We start from the raw sequence: 20,993 nt of genomic DNA on the forward strand, positions 1-20,993 counted from the left end.
ATCCTCTTACTCACGCGCCAAGGAGCAGGGCATGCAGTTTCTCTGGCCGCAAATGCTCTGGCTGCTGCTTTTGCTCCCACTGCTGGCAGCTGCCTACGTGTATCTGATTGCACGGCGCAAGAAGGCAGCCCTGCTCTATGCCAGCCTTGCATTGCCGCGCGCCGCGCTGGGTCCCGGCCAGCGTCTGCGGCGCCACATTCCTCCTGCGCTGTTCCTGCTTGCATTGGGCGCCGCCTTGCTGGCCTGCGCGCGGCCCAGCGCCACCATCACGCTGCCTTCCGACACGATCACGCTGGTGCTGGCGATGGATGTCTCGCGCAGCATGGAGGCCACCGACGTTGCCCCCACGCGCATCGCTGCGGCCCAGCAGGCGGCACGCGACCTGGTGGTGGGCCTGCCGTCGAGCGTGCGGCTGGGCATCGTGTCGTTTGCCGCCACCGCTGCCGAAGTGCTGTCGCCGACAGATAACCGCCAGGACATGCTCGACGCGCTGGACCGCTTCCAGCTCCAGCGCGGCACCGCCACCGGCAGCGGCCTGATTCAAGCGTTGGCCGTATTGTTTCCCGATGACGGCATCGACCTCGAAGCCGTGCTGTTCAACGATGGCTCGCCGCTGATCGGGCGGCCGGCCACGTCACTGGACGAAGCCGCGGCGGCAGACGCCGCGCGCAAGCGCGCAAAGGAACGGCCGCCGGTGCAGCCGGGCTCGTACCGCCACGGGGCGGTGATCCTGCTCAGCGATGGGCGGCGCACCACCGGCCCAGACCCGCTCGATGCGGCGCGCATGGCGGCACAGCGTGGTGTGCGCGTCTATACGGTGGGCTTCGGATCGACGCAGGGCGGGGTGGCGGGCGAGCCGGTGCTGTCCTACTTCATGCAACTCGACGAACCGGCCCTGCGCGCCGTAGCCAATCTCACGGGCGGGGAATATTTCCAGGCGGGCTCGGCCGCCGACCTGAGCCGGGTCTACCGTCAACTGACCGCACGCTTTGCGCTGGAGCGCAGGGAGACCGAGATCGGCGCGCTGTTCGCGGCAATCGCGGGCCTGCTGTTGGTGGCGGCGGGTGCACTTTCCATACTCTGGTTCCGTCGCTGACCCCGAGTTATGTGTGCTAGCACACCAAATACACACTAATTGCAGCTTTTCGGACACTGCTGCGCTGCGGCAATGCTGTTAACGTTCCCTTAATGCTTCAAACGGCCGTGTCATGACACGTGCCGCCTGGTCCCATACCCAGAATTCCCTGCCAATGACCGCGCACCAGCGCGGCACTGGGAATGGCTTTTTTTCGTCTTTGTTGGGGGTGATATGGAGCAGTCCGATACGCTTGCACGTGCCTGGCCGGAACCCGCGGCGGCCGTCGACCCACCAGCGGCCAAGCCACTGCCGCTTCATGAAGAACGAGACCGCCGGGGCCACGATTACATGCAGCGCCTGCAGCCCTATCTGAAGGCGGGCGCCTCCGTGCAGGCCGGCTGGTTCCCCCGGGCCCCGATCTGCTACACGCGCGGCATGCGCGCCAATGCCCACTATTTCAGCCATCCCAAATGGATGGACGACTGGCTCGTCAGCGTCCATCGCTATGCCCAATGGCGCGAGCGATGGCACGCGGTCACGGGCCCTCTCGATGGAAAGGTGCTCGTGGATGTCGGCTGCGGCCCCGGCAACGTGCTGGCCACGCTGGGTGGCACGCCGCATGTGGCCATTGGTGTCGATGTCGCGGAAGGCAGCCTTCAGCGAGCGGTGACGGTGGGATATGTCCCGCTGCAGGCCGATGCGCACGACATGCCGCTGGCGTCGGGCATTGCCGATATCGTGGCCATCAACGGGTCGCTGCACCACTGCGACGACATGGCTGCCGTGCTGGCCGAAGCCGCGCGGCTGGTCAAGCCGGGCGGGGTGCTGGTCACCGACCATGATCCCCAGTTCACCGCCTGGAATTTCCGTGGCGTGGCCATGCTGATGTGGCGGCTGCGCGTGCCGATCTACCGCTGGCTCAAGCGCGGAGGCCATGCCGCCGCCGACAACGAGCAGTACTGGGCGCTGGCGACGGAATTGCATCACCGCCCCGGCGACGGCGTGACCGAGGCCTTTCTGCGTGGTGTGCTGGAGCCGCACGGATGGCAGGTGAGGGTGCTTCCACACAATCATTTCGTGGGAGCCGAAGTGTTCGAGGGGCAGATCGGCCGGGCGCCACTGAAAATGCGCATGGCGCAGCGTCTGTCGGGCATCAAGCCGGGCACCCCGCAGGCGGCGATGAGCCTGTTCTGCGTGGCCCGGGCGCCCGACCAGGCAGCCAATAAATAGCGCGGCGCCCGGCGGCGCTCGCCGCCACCGGGATTGGCGCCCCGGCGCGGCATGGCAGCGGAGGCGGTGCCGGTCAGGCCGCCACGCCCAGCACGGCCTTCGGCTCCAGGAACGCTTCGAGCCCGAACGTTCCGTACTCGCGGCCGATGCCCGACTGCTTGAAACCGCCGAACGGTGCGGCCGGATCGTGCGTGACGGTGTTCACCAGCACGCGGCCGGCTTCGATGCGCGATGCCACGTCGCGCGCCCGCGCCACATCGCCGGACATGACGTAGGCCTGCAGTCCGTAGGGCGTGTCGTTGGCGATCGCGATCGCTTCGTCGGTATCGCGGTAGGTCAGGATCGACAGCACCGGCCCGAAGATTTCCTCGCGGGCGATGGTCATGTCGTTGGTCACATCGCTGAACACGGTGGGCCGGACGAACCAGCCTGCCTCGATGCCCTCTGGACGGCCCGGCCCGCCGGCCAGTACGCGGGCACCTTCGTCGATACCGATGCCGATATAGCGTTGCACGCGATCCCACTGTTTCTGGCTGACCATCGGGCCGATGGTCGTGGCGGGGTCGTGCGGGTCGCCTGCGCGGATGCCGGCCATGGCCGACAGCATGCGGGCCTCGAATTCGGCCAGCCGTGCCTGTGGCACCAGGATGCGCGTGCCGGCGATGCAGGCCTGCCCGCTGTTCATGAAGCCCGCTTGCAGGGTCAGCGGAACGTCCTGGCCGAAGTCGGCATCGTCGAGCACGATCACCGGCGACTTGCCGCCCAGTTCCAGGGTGGTGCGCTTGAGCGATTCCGCCGCCGTGCGCAGGATCTGCTTGCCCACTGCCGTCGATCCGGTAAATGACAGCTTTGCCACGTCGGGATGGGTGCTGATAGCCGTGCCCACCGTGTCGCCCCGGCCGGTGACGATATTGAATACGCCCGGCGGCAATCCCGCCGCGTGCAGCGCTTCGGTCACTACGCGCGTCTGCAGCGCGCTCATCTCGCTGGGCTTGACCACAGCCGTGCAGCCGGCGGCCAGCGCCGCCGCCAGCTTGCCGGTGATAAAGCCGGCATCGTTGTTCCATGGCGTAATCAGCCCGGCTACGCCCAGCGGCTGCATGACCACCTCGGCGGTGCCCATGCGCCGCGTGAACGCATAGCGTTCCAGCACGCCGGCGGCATCGCGCAGTACTTCGCTGGCGTGCCGGGCCATCCAGCAGGCGCGCGACGCCGGCGCCCCGTATTCCTCGACGATAGCATCCAGCAGATCGTCTTCGCGCGCCAGCACGGCGGCGTGCATGCGCAGGAGCATGTCGATGCGCTCGCGCGCGGTGGTGCGCGAGAACGCCGGAAAGGCGCGTCTGGCGGCGGCCACGGCGTGGGCGGCATCCACCTCGTCGGCCAGCCGGACGTGGCCGATGACCGACCCGGTGGCCGGGTTGAACAGGGCGAACGGCTCGTCGCCGTGCGGCGTGACAAAGGCGCCGTCGATGTAGATCTGGTCGATGCGATGCATGGTGTATGAGAAAGCGGTTGGCGTTGTCATCAAGATAGAGGCCGCGCATTGCGTTGACTAGCCATACAATCGTTTATGTATCGTTAAACAGAATCGAACAATGAAGACTTCCGGGCTGGGCGAGCTTGAGGCCGTGCTGGCAGTGGCGCGGCATCGCGGATTCCGGGCGGCGGCCAACGAGATGGGGGTGTCGACGTCGGCACTGAGTCATGCCGTGGCGGGGCTGGAGGGCCGCATCGGCGTGCGGCTGTTCAACCGGACAACGCGCAGCGTGTCGCTATCCGAGGCCGGGGCCCAGTTTGTAGCTACCGTTGCGCCGGCCTTGTCCACCATCCGCGAGGCGATGGATCGGGCGGGCAGCTATGGCGATACCCCATCGGGCACGTTGCGCATCAATACGTCGGTGGGCGCGGCGCATCAGGTGATGGCCGTATTTGTGGCGTTCCTGGCGCGCTATCCGGAGATGAAGCTCGATATCGTGACGGAGGGCAAGCTCGTCGACATCGTGGTGGAGGGCTTCGACGCCGGTGTCCGCCTGGCCGGGACCGTGCCGCAGGACATGGTGGCCGTGCCGTTCGGCGACCGCCAGCGCTTTGCCGTGGTCGGCAGCCCTGCGTACTTCGCCAGCCATCGCAAGCCGCGCACGCCGGCCGATCTGAAGGCGCATTGCTGCATTCGCAGCCGCATGCCCAGCGGCACGATCTACCAGTGGGAATTCGAGCGGCAAGGCGAAGTGGCGCGCTTCGATGGACAGGGCGGCCTGACGCTCGACGACGGGAGCCTGATGCTGGCGGCGGCGCGCGCCGGCGTGGGCCTGGCTTACCTGACCGAATGGACGGTTGCCGCCGACCTGGAAGCCGGCAGCCTCGTGCGCGTGCTGGAAGACTGGACGCCGCCGCTCGACGGCCTATGCCTGTACTACCCCAGCCGCCGCCATGCGCCAGCCGGCCTGCGCGCGCTGGTCGACATGATCGGCGATAACGCGCAGGTGCAGCGGCAGGGTGCCCGGGGTGGCAGGCGGAAGCCGCATTCCTAGAGCGCCAGCACGATCTTCCCGCCGCGCGCCGCGCGCGAGCAGCACGACATCATGCGGTTGTTCGCGTCGCGCTCGGTGCGGGTGAGCACGACGTCGCGGTGGTCGATGTCGCCGGCCAGCACGCGCACTTCGCACGATCCGCACAGGCCTTCCTCGCAATCGCTCTGCACGTCGATGTTGGCGCAGCGCAGCGCGGTGAGCAGGGTCTGGTCGGCCGGCACATCGAGCGTGAGGCCCGAGTCCTTCAGCTCCACGGTGAAGGACTGCTCCTTCGATGGGTCCAGCGTGCCGAGCGTGGAGCTGAAATGCTCCACGCGCAGCGTGTCTTCGGGCCATCCGGCGGAGTTGGCTTCCAGTGCCTCGATCATTCTTGCCGGGCCGCAGGCGTAGACGTGCGTGCTGGTGTCCGGGCTGGCGAGCAGCCGGGCGAGGTCGGCGCGATTGCCCTCGTCGGCGGCGTGGATGTGCAGGCGGTTGCCATGCAGGGCAGCCAGTTCGTCGAGCAGGGCCATGGCCTGGCGCGAGCGGCCGCAGTAGTGAAAGACGTAGTCGATGCCGAGTTCTCGCGCACGCCGCGCCATGGCACTGACCGGCGTCACGCCGATGCCGCCCGCGACGAAGATGGCCTTGCGGCAGCTTTCGTCGAGCCGGAAGTGGTTGCGTGGGCCGCGCACCTTGATGCGGTCGCCGGCGCGCAGGTTGGCATGGATCCAGGCCGACCCGCCACGGCTTTCCGCCTCGCGCAGCACAGCAATCTCGAACGCCTTGGCATCGGCGGGGTCACCGCACAGCGAATACTGGCGCGATATGCCGGTGTTGCCGCATTCGATGTCGATATGCGCGCCCGGCGACCAGCGCGGCAAGGGGCGTCCGTCCTGCGACACCAGCCGGATACGCAGCACGTCCTGCGCGGCGGGTTCGACCGCATCGACCACCAGTGTCCGGCCGATATTGCCCGTGGGCTCGCCGATGCGCACCGCATCGCGCGGCGCCAGCACAGCCGGATCGGTGCGTTCGGCGTTCCGTGCAGGGTCCCATTCCACCCACAGGTGCTCGGGGCCACGGAACGACGTATTGGGTACGTAGGTGAAGTGCTGGTCGGCCAACCGCAGATGCGGCAGGCGGCTGGTCAGCTCTTCGAGGAAGATCTGCATTTCCATGCGCGCCAGGTTCTTGCCCATGCACTGGTGCGCGCCATAGCCGAAGGTGAGCTGGTCGCTGGCGTTGTCGCGGTGGATGTCGAACAGGTCGGCATCGGAAAAATGCCGCTCGTCATGGTTGGCCGACGATGTCACGATCAGCAGCTTGCTGCCCGCCGGCAGCCGCATGCCGCCCACTTCGGTGTCCTGGGTCACCACGCGGCGCCAGGCCGCCACCGACCCATTGTGCCGCAGGCATTCCTCCACCGCGTTGGGGATCAGCGCGGGGTCGGCGCAGATCTCGCGCCAGACGTCGGGATGTTGCAGCAGCAGCTTGATCGCATTGGCCGATGCATTGGCCGTGGTCTCGTGCGCGGCCACGATGCCGGCCATCATCATCGAGTGCAGGTACGAATCGGTGACAACCTCGGGCAGTTCCTTCTGCTTGCGGATGCCGTACTGCATCCAGCCCGGCCCCGACGGGTCTTCGCGCATCTTGTCGAGGATGCGGCCCGCCAGCTGCCAGAAATTGCCAACGGCGTGGGCCACGGCCACCTGTTCCTCGGGCCTGGGGCGGCCCCACGTGTTCACCGTGTGGGCGATCGAGTACTGGCGCAGCAGGTCCATGTCTTCCTCGGGCACGCCGAGGAAATGCAGGGCCACGGTCAGCGGCACCTCCCAGAGCATCTGGTCCACCAGGTCGGCGCGGCCGTCGTCGATAAAGCGGTCGACGTACTCGCGCGCCAGCCGGCGCACCAGCGGCTCGTGGTGCACCAGTTCCGCCGGCGTGAACGGCTCCATCAGCGCGCGGCGGCGCGGCATGTGGGCCGGCTCGTCCTCGTTGACCAGCGTCCGGTTCATCGCATAGCCGTACGACGCCAGCACCGCGTTGGCCGCGTCGCCGGTGGGCGTGATCTTTTCCAGCGCGATGGCCGGGCTGAACGTGACGTTGTCGCGAAAGATCGCCTTGATGTCGTCGAAGCGCGTCACTACCCAGTAGCCCAGCTTCGGGCTGTAGAACACGGGCTCCTGTTCGCGCGACCAGCGCACATAGTCGGGCGGGTCCTGCTGGTAACCGTCTTCGAACGGATCGAAGGCGGCGGCGTTGTGGCTGACCGGGCAGCCGTCCGGTGCCAGTGCAGGCGCGCGCAGTGCGGCGTGGTCGATCGGGCAACCCGCGCCAGGCGCGGGCGAGGTGGGCTGGGTCATGCGGAACTCCAACTACGGGCGTTGCGTCAGTCGAGTGAAATCTTCAGGTCCTGGATCAGCCGGGTCCAGCGCGCGGTTTCGCTGCGCAGCAGGTCGGCGAACTGGGCCGGCGTATTGCCCACGGGCTCCACGCCGAAGTCGACCAGCTTCTTGTGGATGGCGGGGTCCTTCACGGACGCCACCACTTGCCTGTTGAGCGTGTTGATCACGTCGGGCGGCGTGGCCGCCGGCACAACCATGCCCACCAGTGCGGCGGCCTCAACGTTCTTGTAGCCGAGTTCGGCAAAGGTCGGCACATCGGGCAGTTGCGGCAGGCGCGTGGCGTTGGCCACGGCCAGCGGACGCACCTTGCCGCCCTTGATGAAGCCCGCGCCGGCCGCGTAGTCGACCATCATCGCGGGAATCTGGCCGGCGGCCACGTCGGACAGCGCCGGGGCCGCGCCGCGATACGGCGCGTGGGTCATCGTCAGGTGCGCTTCGGTCTTGAGCAGTTCCATCGCCAGGTGGTGCGGGCTGCCGGCGCCGGCCGAACCGTAGTTCACGCCGCCAGGCGTTGCCTTGACCTGCGCGATGAAGTCCTGCGCGGTCCTGGCCTGCGTGCCGGGGCCCACCACCAGGATCATCGGAAAGCGGCCCAGCAGCGTCACGGGCGCCAGGTCGCGCGTGGGGTTGTACGAAAGTGTCTTGTACAGCGCGGGATTGAAGACCAGCGTGCCGTTGTCGGCCGACAGCACCGTGTAGCCATCGGGCGCCGAGCGCGCGGTTTCCGAGGCGCCGATCGCGGTATTGCCGCCTGGCTTGTTGTCCACCACCACCGGCTGGCTCACGCGTGTCGACAACCCCTGTCCGATGGTCCGCGCCAGGAAGTCCGAGCCGCCGCCAGCCGGGTAGGGCACGATCCAGCGGATCGGCTTGGCAGGCCACATATCGGCGGCATGTGCGCCGGTGACCACTGCAAAGGACAGCGCAAGCAGCGCCAGGGGCTGGAAGCGGGGCATCGGGTTGTCTCCTTGGTATTCGGCCGGATAGTGGTTGGCCTATTTTGCGTAAATCATATACGCATTGCGTAATCTATGAATGAGGGTTAACCTCGGGCGCCATGACTACCGCTACCGATCACTCTCCAGAGTTCGCTTCGCGCCCCCGCGAACGCCGCCAGCGCGTGCAGGCCGCCGAAACCGGCATGGCCGTGCTCAAGACCCTGGCCCGATTGGGCGGGCGCGCCAGCCTGACCGCCATTGCCGGGCAGATCGGTGAAAGTCCGGCCAAGGTGCACCGCTATCTGGTGAGCCTGATGGAGGAGGGGTTTGTCGCGCAGGAAGCCAACACCCAGCAGTACCACCTGGGCATCGAGGCGCTGCAGATCGGGTTGGCCGCGATGCGCCAGGCCGACCCGATCCGGCTGTCGGAAGCCTCGCTGGTACGGCTGCGCGAGCGGCTTGAAGTCACGTGCTTTATCGCCGTGATGGGCAACAAGGGGCCCACCATCGTGCGGATCGAGGAGCCGGGCCTGCCGGTGACGGTGAATGTGCGGGTGGGGTCGGTGATGCCGCTGCTGTGGTCGGCCACGGGCCGGGTGTTCCTGGGGATGCTCGACGATTCGAACGTGCAGGCGCTGGCCCGCGCCGAACTCGATGCGCTGACGCCAGTGCAGCGGGCCGACCTGGATGCGAAGGACCCGCTGGGCGCCCTGCGCGAGCCCGTGCGCAAGCAGGGCTGCGCGGCGGTGCGCGATACCAACCTCAAGGGCATCAGCGCCGTGGCGGCGCCGGTGCGCGACTACACCGGCCGGGTCTGCGCGGTGCTGACCGCGCTGGGCGCCACCGGCGGCTTCGACCCGGCGATCGACGGGCCAACTGGCCGCGCGGTGCGCGAGGAAGCCGCCGCCATCAGCGCCTTGCTGGGCTTCGCGGGCTGACTGCCGCAGGGCCGCTTGTTGCGGCCCAGCCTTATTCCGGCCGCTTCGGAATATTGACCGCGCGCTGCACGGTGGGGCGTGCCACGAAGGCCGCCAGCACGCGCGACACTTCGGGGAAGTCCTGGATACCCACCAGGTCGCCGGCCTCGTAGAAGCCCAGCAGGTTGCGTATCCACGGGAACGTGGCGATGTCGGCGATCGTGTAGTCGTCGCCCATGATCCACTGGCGGCCCTTGAGCCGTTCGTTCAGCACGTTCAGCAGCCGCTTCGATTCGGCCACGTAGCGGTCACGCGGACGCTTGTCCTCGTAGTCCTTGCCCGCGAACTTGTGGAAGAAGCCTACCTGGCCGAACATCGGGCCGATTCCGCCCATCTGCCACATCACCCACTGCAGCGTCTCGTAGCGCAGCGCCGGATCGGCCGGCATGAACTTGCCGGTCTTGTCCGCCAGGTACACCAGGATGGCGCCCGATTCCCACAGCGCCAGCGGCTGTCCGCCGGGGCCGTTGGGATCGATGATCGCGGGAATCTTGTTGTTGGGGTTCAGCGACAGGAACTCGGGCGAGGTCTGGTCGTGCTTGTCAAAGCGCACCAGGTGCGGCTCGTAGGGCAGCCCGGTTTCCTCCAGCATCAGCGATACCTTGATGCCGTTGGGGGTATTCAGCGAATACAGCTGCAGGCGTTCGGGATGTTGCGCCGGCCATTTGCCGGTAATCGGGAAGTCGGACAGAACGGTCATCGTGATGAGCTTGTCGTTTTGTGGGCGAAAGCGGCCATGGTAATGGCTTTGGCGCAATTTCGCCTGGCGGCCGGCAAATACCCCTGATATCGACATTTGATCCAGGCCAAAACTACATGTAGTGCAGCGTGGAAGAATTTGCCCCATATCTTGTATGAATGAGGGCGGGCGCGATGTCGGAAATGGCCGTGGGCAGGACGACGGTGGATGTGGAATCGTCGATCAACGAATACCTGGACCGCCAGGACTGGCGTATCAACGCGAACGCCAACCAGGGCTATTCGCTCGGAGGGCTGATCCTGAACGTGGCTGGCAAGGTCACGGCCAACTACTGGCTGTCGCACGTGTATGCGCCCGAGGCCGGCGCGGCGCACCGCGAGGGCGACCTGCATATCCACGACCTGGACATGTTGTCCGGCTACTGCGCGGGCTGGTCGCTGCGCACGCTGCTGCACGAAGGGCTCAACGGCGTGCCGGGCAAGGTGGAAGCGCTGCCGCCCCGGCATATGTCCAGCGCGGTCGGGCAGATCGTGAATTTCCTGGGGACGATGCAGAACGAATGGGCCGGCGCGCAGGCGTTCTCGTCGTTCGATACCTATATGGCGCCGTTTATCCGCAAGGACGCGATGGCGTACCCCGAGGTGAAGCAGCATATCCAGGAGTTGATCTACAACCTCAACGTGCCGTCGCGCTGGGGCACGCAGACGCCGTTCACCAACCTGACCTTCGACTGGACCTGCCCCGATGACCTCAGGGATCAGGTGCCGGTGATCGGCGGCCAGGAGATGCCGTTCCGCTATGGCGACCTGCAGGCAGAGATGGACATGATCAACCGCGCGTACATCGAGGTGATGACGCAGGGCGATGCCAGGGGCCGCGTCTTCACGTTTCCGATCCCTACCTACAACATCACGCCCGACTTCCCGTGGGACAGCGACAACGCCGCGCGGCTGTTCGAGATGACCGCCCGGTACGGCCTGCCGTATTTCCAGAATTTCGTGAACTCGGACCTGACGCCGAACATGGTGCGGTCGATGTGCTGCCGCCTGCAGCTGGACCTGCGCGAACTGCTCAAGCGCGGCAACGGCCTGTTCGGCAGCGCCGAGCAGACCGGCTCGCTGGGCGTGGTGACCATCAACTGCGCGCGGCTGGGATACCTGCATCGCGGCGACGAAGCCGGCCTGCTGGCACGGCTCGACACGTTGCTCGATATCGGCCGCGACACGCTGGAGGCCAAGCGCGAGCGCATCCAGCAACTGATGGACCAGGGCTTGTTCCCATACACACGGCGCTACCTGGGCACGCTGCGCAACCACTTCTCCACGCTGGGCGTGAACGGTCTCAACGAGATGATCCGCAACTTCACCGGCGACGCGCACGACATCACGAGCGATGCCGGGCACGCCATGGCGGTACGGCTGCTCGACCACGTACGCGGCCGCATCGTCGAATACCAGGAAGCCACCGGCCATATGTACAACCTCGAAGCCACGCCGGCCGAAGGCACCACGTACCGGTTCGCGCGCGAAGACCGCAAGCGCTGGCCCGGCATCCTGCAGGCAGGCACGCCCACGCAGCCCTACTACACGAACTCGTCGCAACTGCCGGTGGGCTTCACCGACGATCCGTTCGAGGCGCTGGCGCGCCAGGAGACGCTGCAGTCGAAATACACGGGCGGCACCGTGCTGCATCTCTACATGGGCGAGCGCCTGTCCAGCGGCGACGCCTGCAAGCGCCTGGTGCGCCGGGCGCTGGAGTCATTCCGGCTGCCATACATCACGGTCACGCCCACGTTTTCCGTCTGTCCCACGCACGGCTACCTGGCCGGCGAACACCGCTTCTGCCCCAGATGCGACGAGGACATCCTCGCGCGCAAGCGGGCGCAGCAGGCAGCCTGAGTTGTTGCATCCGCCATTTCCTACCGACGTTTTCCAACCCGACGAGCCATGCCATGACCGATCTTTCCGTCTCCCAGCATTTCTCCGCCAACACGGCCGACACCGCCGACCTGCGCGACGATGAACGCCAGCCCTGCGAGGTCTGGACCCGCGTGATGGGCTACCACCGGCCCGTGGAGAGCTTCAATATCGGCAAGAAGGGCGAGCATGCCGAGCGCCGGTTCTTCCACGAGCAGCGTTGCCAGGGCTGAGCGCGCAATGACCGGCCCCTTGGCCGACAGCATGCGGATCGGCGGCCTCGTGCCGTTGACCAGCATCGACTTTCCGGGGCGGCTGGCGGCCGTGCTGTTCTGCCAGGGCTGCCCATGGCAATGCGGCTACTGCCACAACCCGCACCTGATTGCGCCGCAGGCGCCGCCAGCAATGGCCTGGCACGACTTCCTGTCGTTCCTGCAGCGCCGGCGCGGTCTGCTTGACGGGGTGGTGTTCTCGGGCGGCGAGCCCACGCTGCAGGCCGCATTGCCCGAAGCGATGCGCGCCGTGCGGCAGATGGACTTTCAGGTGGCGTTGCACACGGCCGGCATGTATCCGGACCGCCTGGCGAGCGTGTTGCCGCTGGTGGACTGGGTTGGCTTCGATATCAAGGGGCCGCCCCATTGTCACGACGCCATTACCGGCACGCCTGGCGGCGCGGCACGCGTGATGGCGTCGCTGGATCGCCTGCTGGCGAGCGGTGTGCCCTACGAATGCCGGACGACCTGGGACCCCGCGCTGTTCGATGAAGCGGCGCTGCTGGCGTTGGCCGAAACGCTGACGGCACGTGGTGTCCGGCACTGGTCGCTGCAGGTCTGCAACCGGGCCGGGCGACCAGTGCCGTGGCCACCCGGCGTGGCCGGGCGGCTGGCGTCGGCCTTTCCGCAACTGATGCTGCGCACGGCGTGAGCCGGGCTGCAGAGACGCTGCGGCACTATTGCTGCCGAGGGTCCGGCTCGCGCCCCATCGGCGAATAGGCGGGGGCCCACTCGTTGCCTTTCGGCAGCGCGATGTGCGGCATCCACGCCGGCCAGTCCGGCCAGTCGTTGCCGTGGGGCTCGCCCACGCGGAGGGTGCCGATATAGGCGATGCCGCCCGTAATGACGCGCGTGGCGTCGCCTGCCAATCGATCCTCGCGGCGCAGGTCCGCGATCTTCAGCTTGCTCATGATGGTCTCCTGAACGTGGTGGCGGGCACGGCGGGCACGGCGGTCGCGGTGCCCGCTGGGCGTTCAGCAGGGAACATGCCACCGGATGCCACGGCGCGAAAGCGCCGCGTGGGGCACGGGCGGGCATCACCGGCTGGCGCGCCAGTCGGGCGGCGACCAACACCGGCGTTGCGTGCCGCGCGATCTGTTGGCGATCGGCCAGCGGGCTCGGTGGCAACAATATCTGCGAAGACCTTTGCGCGGGCACGGAGCCGGCATCCGAACCCGTGCAGCCCCTGCAGCGGCACAGGCCCCTGCGCCGTGTACTGGCAGTACCACGCACGGGCGGCCGCGGTCCGACCGTTGCGCCTGCCCGACAGTCACTGGCATGGATCCGTCAGGGTGACTACTCTCCATTTGGCTGTTCAGTCATTTGGACGGTATCCGCCGCGCGCAAGCGGGCCATATCCTCTAGCTTCTTTCAAGGGAGGGCAGCATGAGGACCTTTACGGGACTCGTTGCCGGCTGCATGCTCGCCGCCGGCTGCACATCGACACCGAAAGCGCCACCGCCATCCGCCTTCAAGGCCGATGACCTCAGCGGCAAACCGAAGCGTGCGGCGCAGGGCTGGGTGGCTGCCGGCAAGGACTGGTCGGCGGACAAGGACCTGGGCGCCATCCTGGCACTGCCCGAGAACCGCGAGATCAAGGACCTGCTGGCCTCGCCTCCGTGTTCCGAGCCTTCCGCGAAATCTCCATCGGCGCCGTCGGGCCGGACGGCTGCGGCGGCTGGCTCCGCGGCCACGTCGTTCGTCGTTACCGGGACACGGCTCCATGCCGATCTCTACGCCGACAAGGAGCAGGGCAGTCCGGAACAACTCAAGCGCGAGGCAATCGACGCCAGCAATGTCGACGTGAGCTTTTCGGCGGCGGGGTTCCGTGGGGTGCGCTGCGCGGTGTTTGCGCGCTACGCGCAGGGCGACGCCCCGTCGCGCCCCGGCCTGTTCGCCGTACTCGCCATCGAGCAAAAGCTCCAGGATGGCAAGTTCACCGACTATTTCCGCTTTCGTCCGCTCTATATCCGCGCCGCGAACTCGATCGCGAAGACGGCCGCGGCCAGCGGCGGGCAGCCGGCCCAGATTGCGGTGTCATTCGCGCTGGTGGCCCGGCAGCTCGTGGTCAACGGCGAGGGGGCGGCAACGTTTGCCGAACTGGGCTCGGCAGCCACCACGATCGCGCGGGTGCCGCTGGGCGGCAACGGCTTGCCGTGCACGAGTGCGCAATGCAGTGGCATGTCACCGCCGGTGCCGGTGCCGGTGGGCCGGGGGACGGTGGTGATCTCGATGGGAGTCAGCGAGGCCGGAGACGTTGGTGCCGAGATCGACCAGCTTCGCGTGGAGCGCGAAGCGGTGGCGGCGGCGCGCGTGCCGGGTACCTCGACAGCCGTGGTGTCCCCGACGGCACCGCTGGCACACGGATCGGCCGACCGCCGTGCTACCCGGTAGCCAAGGCATCCCGCCAGCCTCCATCGGATCGATGCGACGGGCCGGCGGGCGCCGTCAGAACGGCAGGCTCAGGTAATAACGCCCCAGTTCCGACAGTTCGCCATCGGCGCCCAGCAGGCTCGTGTAGTGCGGATCGGGGTTCCAGCGGCCCGTGAACCACGCGTAGCGGAACACATCGGTGCGCTGCTCGCAGGTGGCGACCATTTCCCGCATCTGCGCCTTCTGCTTGTCCAGCGTGTCGACCTGGGCGCCGTCGGCGTTGTTATGCCAGTTGGCGAACTCGGTGACCCAGAACGGCTTTCCATATTTGGTCAGGCGGTCGAGCTGCCCGCCCAGGCCGTAGTCGTACCAATGGAAGGCCAGGTAGTCGATCTGGGGATTGCGGTTGCCGTTGGCGGCGCGATAGGCGATGTAGAACGCATCGAGCCACACCACGGGATCGCTGTAGCCCGGCATGGTGCCCCATGTGAGGGCCGGTCCCACGAGCTTGACGCCGGTGCGGGCGGCGATGGCCTCGAACTGCGGCCACGCGGCCGCGGCGGCGGCGGGCGACAGGTTGGCCTGGTCCGTCAGGTTCGGCTCGTTCATCAGCAACAGGTACTTGACCTCCGGATGGTCCTTCAGCCAGGTCTCCACGGTGGCGGCGTCGAATGCGTAGTCGTTCCAGAGCATCGGAACGAAGTCCATGCCATAGGTGGCGCGCGTGTCGGTAGGTGCCGTGGGGCTTGGTCTGGGCGACCAGTTGTACCACCACGATACCCCCGGGGCCAGCGCGGCGACGTCTGCCGTGGTTGCCAGGTCGTACGCGATGCCGCGTTTGGCGCTCTTGGTCACGCCCGGCGTGGCCGCAGGCGGCGTGGCGGGCGCGGCGGGCGTGCTGGGCGCATGGGTGTCGCCGGAACCGGCGGATCCACCGTTGCCGGTGGCGGTGCCGCCGTCGCCGCCGCCACCGCAGGCAGCAAGCGCGAAAGCCATGAGCAGCGGCGCAACGGCACGGCTGCGTAGGGTGTGCATCAGCATGTGAGTGTTCGTATGAAGCAGAGTCGGATTCTGGTTTCTTCCCTCTCCCGCGAGCGGGGGAGGGGAGCTTTGGCGTCAGCGCACGCTACAGCGACTGCAGGAACGCCGTGATCGCGTCGCGGTCGGCCTTTGGCAGCGCTTCGTAGCGCTTGCGGCTGTCCGTGGCCTCGCCGCCATGCCAGAGCACGGCTTCGGGGATGGTGCGGGCGCGGCCGTCGTGCAGCAGGCGCACGCTGGCATCGCCACCCTGCACGAAGCGCAGCGAGCCGATGCCCCATAGCGGCGCGGTGCGCCACTGGCTCGGATACGCGCGGCCTTCGGACAGCATGTCGGCCAGGTCGGGCCCCATGTCGTGCAGCAGCAGATCGGTGTACGGATGGATGGTCTGCTCGCGAAGCTCGGCAAACGGATGCGTGCTGCCGGTCTTCAAGGTCGGCGTATGGCAGGCCACGCAGCGTACCTGCGTGAACAGGTCGCCACCCCGCGCGATCTGTGCCGGGTCCACGTCATGCTCGGGCGATACGCGGATGCCGTCGGGGAAACCGCTGCGCAGCTTGCGCTGGGCCGGCACGGCGATCAGCGACAGGTAGTGCGTCATGCGCTGCAGTTCGTTTTCGCTGATCGACGTCGGTGTGGTGACCGCGTGGCAGTTCGCGGCGCCACGCTGGCAGCCGTAGTCGGGGAACATCGGCGACGTTACGCCCAGGTCCTTGATCAGCGCGTCGGCAACCTGCTGGCGGATGCTGCCCTTCGATGCCTTCCAGCCAAAGCGGCCCACGTGGGTCTTGCCCGTCTGTGGGTCCACCACGAGGTTGGCTACGCCACGAATGCCGTCGCCGTTGGCGTCGTCCGGGTCGGACATGCCCAGGATGGTGGCCTCGGGAATGGCTTCGAGCAGCCCCATGCCGATCACCTGCGCGGCCTGGCGTGCCGAGAAGCGGCCGGGGGCCGGGCCCTTGAACGCGAAGACGGGCTTGACCAGTTCCACCTTCTCGCCATCGGGCAGCGTGCGCACGGTGGTGTCGAACGACTGCACGGTGACGTCATAGGCGGCCGCCCTGGCATCCTGCGCGTGCTGCTGCACGTTGTGGCCGTAGACCGGATCGGGTCCGGTGCCGTCGCCGTTGGCGGTCAGGAACGACATCGTGTCCAGCTTCGCGCCCAGCGCCAGCGGCTTGCTGCGGCCGTTGTTGGTGTGGCACTCGATACAGCGCGGCTGGTTGTAGCGTGCGCCAAGCTGCCCGATATGGGCCGTGAACACGGGATTATCCCGATCGTGCTCGGAGTGCGTGCCGTCGGCGAACGATGTGTGGAACAGCCGGCGGCCTTCCACGAAGCGCTGCGTGTTGGTGATGCCGATGTTGTTGGCCATCTGCTGGAAGACCCGCATCGGTTCTTCCGAGTAGTTGTACGAGAGGCTCGCCTGGCCGCCCAGCAGGGCGTCGTCGGGCAGCGGCTCCGAATCGAGGTTCGGGGCGATGCCGTACCAGGGGCGCATGCCCACGCCGACGATGTAGAGCTGCTCGAACGAGTAGTAGCGGCTGCCGCCACCGTCCACCACCGGGTCGCGCTTGAGGCGCGGCGCCGGAGCCAGTTCGACCTTGTCGCCGATCTTCAGCGGACTGTGCGGGTCGGTGCGCCAGTTCGAATCGAACGTCATCATGCAGTCTTCGCGTGGCTGGTTCTCGCGGCAGATCGGCAGGCCACCCTCCTTCGGGTTGTTGAAGCCAAAGTTCAGCGACCAGCCATAGTCACGCACGGTGGGGTCGAGCACGTTGCGGAACAGGCTGAACGTGGTGCCGTCGAAGATGCCCTGGTTCACGCGCAGGTAGACCTCGATCAGCTGCTTGCCGGCCGGTACGTGATCGCGGATTTCCAGGCCGAACGTGCGGTTCTGGAAGTAGAAGGTGGGAAAGGTCAGGTAGCGGCCGGGCCCTGCATCGGGGGCGTCCCAGGCCTCGCCACGCTCGCGTGCGTGGCGCTCGGTCGGGCGCGAGCCCATCATCGTCACCAGCGTGCCGTCGGCCTCCCGGTACTGGATCTGTTCCATGACCGGCGTATCGGCGCTGTACAGCGGTTCGTAGAGCGATGGCGTGACAGCCGGAGGCGGCGCGCTGCCATCACCGCCTCCGCCGCCACCACACGCGGCGGCCATCAATACGGCGGCCAGCAGCAATGCCGGCCCACGATAGTGAGCGACTTTTTTCATGTATTGACCCTTCGTTTTTATCGGAACCGCACGGGGCTCCGTTTTTCGATTTGTTATTTCCGGCGCCGGCGTGCACTGCAGCCATGCATCGGAAAAAGGCCCATTCCCTGTAGCCGCGGCGATTATCGTGAGCCGCCTAAATAGATGTCAATTGTCATTATCTGGCGCCTGGGGTGACAAAAATTGCGCCGTGCGGTGACGAGGATCGTCACACCGTGACGGGGCGCCGGATGCAGCCCGGTCGATGTCATGTACATGACAAGAATCGGAGGATTCCGGCCAGGTCGGACGTTGGAATGTCTGCCTGGATTCAAACCGGATTGACGAATCTGGTGCAGATTTCGTTGCGCGAAAGCCGCAAACATTCCCGCCGCGACAAAATGAAAATGGCCACGTACCGGTGGATGGCTGCGGCCAGGATCAGGCGTTGAGGCCTCAAGTACGCTACGAGTCAACGCTCACGGAGATACAGCTGGCGCGCTGGTCCGGTGCAGCAACACCGGAATCGACTTGGATGTTGGTGTATTGCAGAGGTCGGCCACGCTGTCCAGCGGCACTAGCGGGTTGGTCTCGGGGTAGTAGGCGGCCACGCAACCGCGCGGAATATCGTAGGTCACGAGCCGGAACCCGTCGGCGCGCCGCTCGATATCGTCGTGCCAGACCGTGGTCAGGTCCACCCATTCGCCATCGCGCATGCCCAGCATTTCAAGGTCGTCCGGATGGACGAACACCACGCGGCGCTGGCCGAAGACGCCGCGATAGCGGTCGTCCAGCGCGTAGATCGTGGTGTTGTACTGGTCGTGGGAGCGCGTGGTCATCAGCGTCATCACCCGTTCGCCGTGGCGCGCACGGGCCTGGGCGATCGGCGTGTCGGGGTTCAGCCGGTTGACCAGGAACTCGGCCTTGCCGGACGGCGTATGCCATTGGCGCTCGCGTGCGGGCACGTACAGGTGAAAGCCGCCCGGCACCGCCACGCGGGCGTTGTAGTGCTCGAACCCGTCGATGACCTCGGCGATCTTGTCGCGTATGCGCGCGTAGTCCTGCGCGTACCACCGCCAGTCAACCGTGTCGCTGCCCAGCGTTGCATGGGCCAGGTTGGCGATGATCGCGGTCTCGGACATCAGGTCTGGCGACGCCGGCGTATTCATGCCGAACGAGATATGCACCTTCGACACCGAGTCTTCCACGGACACGCCCTGCGGCACGCCGCCCTGCAGGTCGATCTCGGTGCGGCCCAGCGTGGGCAGGATCAGCGCCTCCTTGCCGTGGACCAGATGGCTGCGGTTGAGCTTGGTGGCGATATGCACGGTCAGGTTGCACGCGCGCAGCGCGTCCCAGGTGCGTGGCGTGTCAGGGGTGGCCGCCGCGAAGTTGCCGCCCAGCGCCACGAAGACCCTCACGTCGCCACGCAGCATGGCCTCGATGCTCTCCACCACGTCGTAGCCGTGCGCGCGCGGCGGGGTGAAGCGGAAGGCCGCGCCTAGCTTGTCCAGGAAGGCCGCGCTCGGCTGCTCCTCGATGCCGACGGTCCGGTTTCCCTGCACGTTCGAGTGGCCGCGGACGGGGCACAGGCCCGCGCCGTCGCGTCCGATATTGCCGCGCAGCATCATCAGGTTGGTCAGCATCTGGATGGTCTGCACCGAGTGCTTGTGCTGGGTCAGCCCCATGCCCCACGTGCAGATCACGCGCTGGCCCCGGGCATAGATCGCGGCCAGGCCCTCGATTTCCTCGCGTGGCACGCCCGATTCCCGCTCGATGATGGTCCACGATTCGGCGCGCAGATCGGCCGAGAAGGCCTCGAACCCGTGTGTGTGCCCGGCGATGAACGCGGTGTCCAGCACGCGCGCCGCGCCATTGGCCTGCGCCTCGTCGTCCAGTTCCAGCACGCGCTTGGCTACGCCCTTGATCAGCGCGTAGTCGCCGCCCAGCGTGGGCCGCACGAATACCGAGCAGATCTTCGTGTCGGACATGGTCAGCATCTCGACCGGGCTCTGCGGGCTGGTAAAACGCTCCAGCCCGCGTTCGCGCAGCGGATTGATCGATACCAGCGTGGCGCCCCGCCTGGCGCAGTCGCGTAGTTCGGCCAGCATGCGGGGGTGATTGGTGGCGGGGTTCTGGCCGAACAGCAGGATCGTGTCGCAGGTCTCGAAATCGTCGAGCGTCACCGTGCCCTTGCCCACGCCCACTGTATGGGGCATGCCGCGGCTGGTGGCCTCGTGGCACATGTTCGAGCAGTCCGGGAAGTTGTTGGTGCCCACCATGCGCGCAAACAGCTGGTACAGGAACGCCGCCTCGTTGCTGGCCCGGCCCGATGTGTAGAAGGCCGCCTGGTTCGGATCGGGCAGGGCGCGCAGCCGGGTGCCGATCAGCGCGAAGGCGTCCTGCCACGAGATGGGCCGGTACGTGTCGGACAACCCGTCATAGATCACAGGCTCGGTCAGGCGGCCATGCTGCTCCAGTTCGTAGTCGGTCTGCTCCATCAGCCACGCCACGGTGTGGTGCTCGAGGAATGCCGCCGTGACGCGCTTGCCGGTGGATTCCGCCGCCACGGCCTTGACGCCGTTCTCGCAGAACTCGAACGTCGATGCGTGTTCGCGATCGGGCCACGCGCAGCCGGGGCAGTCGAAGCCATCGGCCTTGTTCTGCCGGAACAGCATCGCGTAGTCGCGTCCCGGCACCCGTTCCTTGATGAGGTTGATGGCCACGTACTTCAGCGCGCCCCATCCGGCGGCGGCGTGGGTATAGGGTTCGATGCGCGGCTTGGACTTGAAGGCCATGGCGGGGGCTCCTGCCTGAAAGGGACGATACGTTGCGATGGCCCAAGCGTATCGGGGGCAGGGGGGCGGGCATTGCGGCCGACGGCGCCGGTTTCGGTTTTGCACGTCAGTCGATGCGCCAGGCAAACCAAAGGATGATGCTGCCCTACAAATTGGCTACCGCGAGGCAACCCAGGTACGAATGCGCCGCACGGCGTGGCCGCCTACGATGGATTCACGGGCTTGCGATGCGGGCCCCGGCGGGAAAGCGGAAATTCTCTCCCGTCTGCAACGCAAGTCAACCAGGAGTCCATCATGCTTCGCAAGCACATCGTTCCCGTCCTCGTGGCATGCGGCGTGGCCGCCGTCAGCGCACTTGGCACCGGCATGGCAAATGCCGCCGAGACCGGCAAGCACGCCGCCACGCATTCGCACCCGCAGTACAACATCGACCAGCCGCGTGACGTCTATACGCAGGGCGCGCGCTTCAATGCGTCGCCTGCCGACCAGGGCCGCTTTATCCAGGTGGGGCAGGATCTGACCGGTGTGTCGGCGCCCCCGGGCAATGCGCCGGCATGA

At 67.0% G+C, this 20,993-nt stretch carries 17 protein-coding genes; 9 read left to right on the forward strand and 8 right to left on the reverse strand.

Annotated features, from left to right (window positions below; genetic code table 11):
• Positions 1-31 precede the first annotated feature (31 nt).
• Positions 32-1,096 carry a VWA domain-containing protein gene (locus tag ACOABP_RS27150; protein WP_474228836.1) on the forward strand — a complete coding sequence of 355 codons (1,065 nt, stop codon included), beginning with the start codon at positions 32-34 and terminating at the stop codon, positions 1,094-1,096.
• A 330-nt stretch (positions 1,097-1,426) separates the two neighbouring features.
• Positions 1,427-2,308, forward strand: coding sequence for a class I SAM-dependent methyltransferase (locus ACOABP_RS27155; protein WP_474228837.1), 882 nt, complete (start codon positions 1,427-1,429; stop codon positions 2,306-2,308).
• A gap of 73 nt (positions 2,309-2,381) precedes the next feature.
• Here ACOABP_RS27155 and ACOABP_RS27160 read toward each other — a convergent pair whose 3' ends face one another.
• On the reverse strand, positions 2,382-3,806 hold the full coding sequence (locus ACOABP_RS27160; RefSeq protein ID WP_474228839.1) for an aldehyde dehydrogenase family protein: 1,425 nt from the start codon (positions 3,804-3,806) through the stop codon (positions 2,382-2,384).
• A 100-nt stretch (positions 3,807-3,906) separates the two neighbouring features.
• On the opposite strand from ACOABP_RS27160, the gene ACOABP_RS27165 reads away from it, so the two are divergent.
• Positions 3,907-4,842: a LysR family transcriptional regulator gene (locus ACOABP_RS27165; protein WP_474228841.1), complete on the forward strand. Its 936-nt coding sequence runs from the start codon at positions 3,907-3,909 to the stop codon at positions 4,840-4,842.
• On the opposite strand, the gene ACOABP_RS27170 is transcribed toward ACOABP_RS27165, so the two are convergent.
• On the reverse strand, positions 4,839-7,190 hold the full coding sequence (locus ACOABP_RS27170) for a cytochrome P450 (RefSeq protein ID WP_474228843.1): 2,352 nt from the start codon (positions 7,188-7,190) through the stop codon (positions 4,839-4,841). The two genes, ACOABP_RS27165 and ACOABP_RS27170, sit on opposite strands and share 4 nt — an antisense overlap.
• 26 nt (positions 7,191-7,216) lie before the next feature.
• On the reverse strand, positions 7,217-8,188 hold the full coding sequence (locus tag ACOABP_RS27175; RefSeq protein WP_474228844.1) for a Bug family tripartite tricarboxylate transporter substrate binding protein: 972 nt from the start codon (positions 8,186-8,188) through the stop codon (positions 7,217-7,219).
• 101 nt (positions 8,189-8,289) lie between these two features.
• Here ACOABP_RS27175 and ACOABP_RS27180 point away from each other — a divergent pair, with 101 nt between their 5' ends.
• Positions 8,290-9,108, forward strand: a complete 819-nt coding sequence (locus ACOABP_RS27180; RefSeq protein ID WP_474228846.1) for an IclR family transcriptional regulator — start codon at positions 8,290-8,292, stop codon at positions 9,106-9,108.
• Positions 9,109-9,139: 31 nt separating this feature from the next.
• Here the strand turns inward: ACOABP_RS27180 and ACOABP_RS27185 are convergent, their stop codons facing one another.
• Entirely contained in the window at positions 9,140-9,847 is a 708-nt protein-coding gene (locus tag ACOABP_RS27185; RefSeq protein WP_474228848.1) for a glutathione S-transferase N-terminal domain-containing protein, read from the reverse strand.
• Between the two features lie 158 nt (positions 9,848-10,005).
• Here ACOABP_RS27185 and ACOABP_RS27190 point away from each other — a divergent pair, with 158 nt between their 5' ends.
• Genes ACOABP_RS27190 through ACOABP_RS27200 form a run of 3 tightly spaced genes read left to right on the forward strand, consistent with a single transcriptional unit; the run spans position 10,006 to position 12,687 of the window.
• On the forward strand, positions 10,006-11,745 hold the full coding sequence (locus ACOABP_RS27190; RefSeq protein ID WP_474228850.1) for a ribonucleoside triphosphate reductase: 1,740 nt from the start codon (positions 10,006-10,008) through the stop codon (positions 11,743-11,745).
• Positions 11,746-11,798: 53 nt separating this feature from the next.
• Positions 11,799-11,996, forward strand: coding sequence for an anaerobic ribonucleoside-triphosphate reductase (gene nrdD, locus ACOABP_RS27195; protein WP_474228851.1), 198 nt, complete (start codon positions 11,799-11,801; stop codon positions 11,994-11,996).
• A 7-nt stretch (positions 11,997-12,003) separates the two neighbouring features.
• Positions 12,004-12,687 carry an anaerobic ribonucleoside-triphosphate reductase activating protein gene (locus ACOABP_RS27200; RefSeq protein ID WP_474228852.1) on the forward strand — a complete coding sequence of 228 codons (684 nt, stop codon included), beginning with the start codon at positions 12,004-12,006 and terminating at the stop codon, positions 12,685-12,687.
• A gap of 25 nt (positions 12,688-12,712) precedes the next feature.
• On the opposite strand, the gene ACOABP_RS27205 is transcribed toward ACOABP_RS27200, so the two are convergent.
• Entirely contained in the window at positions 12,713-12,946 is a 234-nt protein-coding gene (locus ACOABP_RS27205) for a hypothetical protein (RefSeq protein WP_474228854.1), read from the reverse strand.
• A 475-nt stretch (positions 12,947-13,421) separates the two neighbouring features.
• Between ACOABP_RS27205 and ACOABP_RS27210 the strand changes: the two genes are divergently transcribed.
• On the forward strand, positions 13,422-14,429 hold the full coding sequence (locus tag ACOABP_RS27210; protein WP_474228856.1) for a hypothetical protein: 1,008 nt from the start codon (positions 13,422-13,424) through the stop codon (positions 14,427-14,429).
• Positions 14,430-14,483: 54 nt separating this feature from the next.
• Here the strand turns inward: ACOABP_RS27210 and ACOABP_RS27215 are convergent, their stop codons facing one another.
• The 3 genes from ACOABP_RS27215 to ACOABP_RS27225 all read right to left on the reverse strand — a co-directional run bounded on the left by ACOABP_RS27215 (position 14,484) and on the right by ACOABP_RS27225 (position 20,435).
• A complete protein-coding gene (locus ACOABP_RS27215) occupies positions 14,484-15,449 on the reverse strand; it encodes a glycosyl hydrolase (RefSeq protein ID WP_474228857.1) in 966 nt (321 codons plus the stop codon).
• A gap of 85 nt (positions 15,450-15,534) precedes the next feature.
• The gene (locus ACOABP_RS27220) at positions 15,535-17,658 is read right to left on the reverse strand and encodes a di-heme oxidoreductase family protein (protein WP_474228858.1); all 2,124 of its coding nucleotides are present in this window, start codon (positions 17,656-17,658) and stop codon (positions 15,535-15,537) included.
• A gap of 458 nt (positions 17,659-18,116) precedes the next feature.
• Positions 18,117-20,435: an FdhF/YdeP family oxidoreductase gene (locus ACOABP_RS27225; protein WP_474228860.1), complete on the reverse strand. Its 2,319-nt coding sequence runs from the start codon at positions 20,433-20,435 to the stop codon at positions 18,117-18,119.
• 294 nt (positions 20,436-20,729) lie between these two features.
• On the opposite strand from ACOABP_RS27225, the gene ACOABP_RS27230 reads away from it, so the two are divergent.
• On the forward strand, positions 20,730-20,993 hold the full coding sequence (locus ACOABP_RS27230; protein WP_474228862.1) for a hypothetical protein: 264 nt from the start codon (positions 20,730-20,732) through the stop codon (positions 20,991-20,993).

It is taken from the genome of Cupriavidus sp. HE11 (assembly GCF_056097175.1).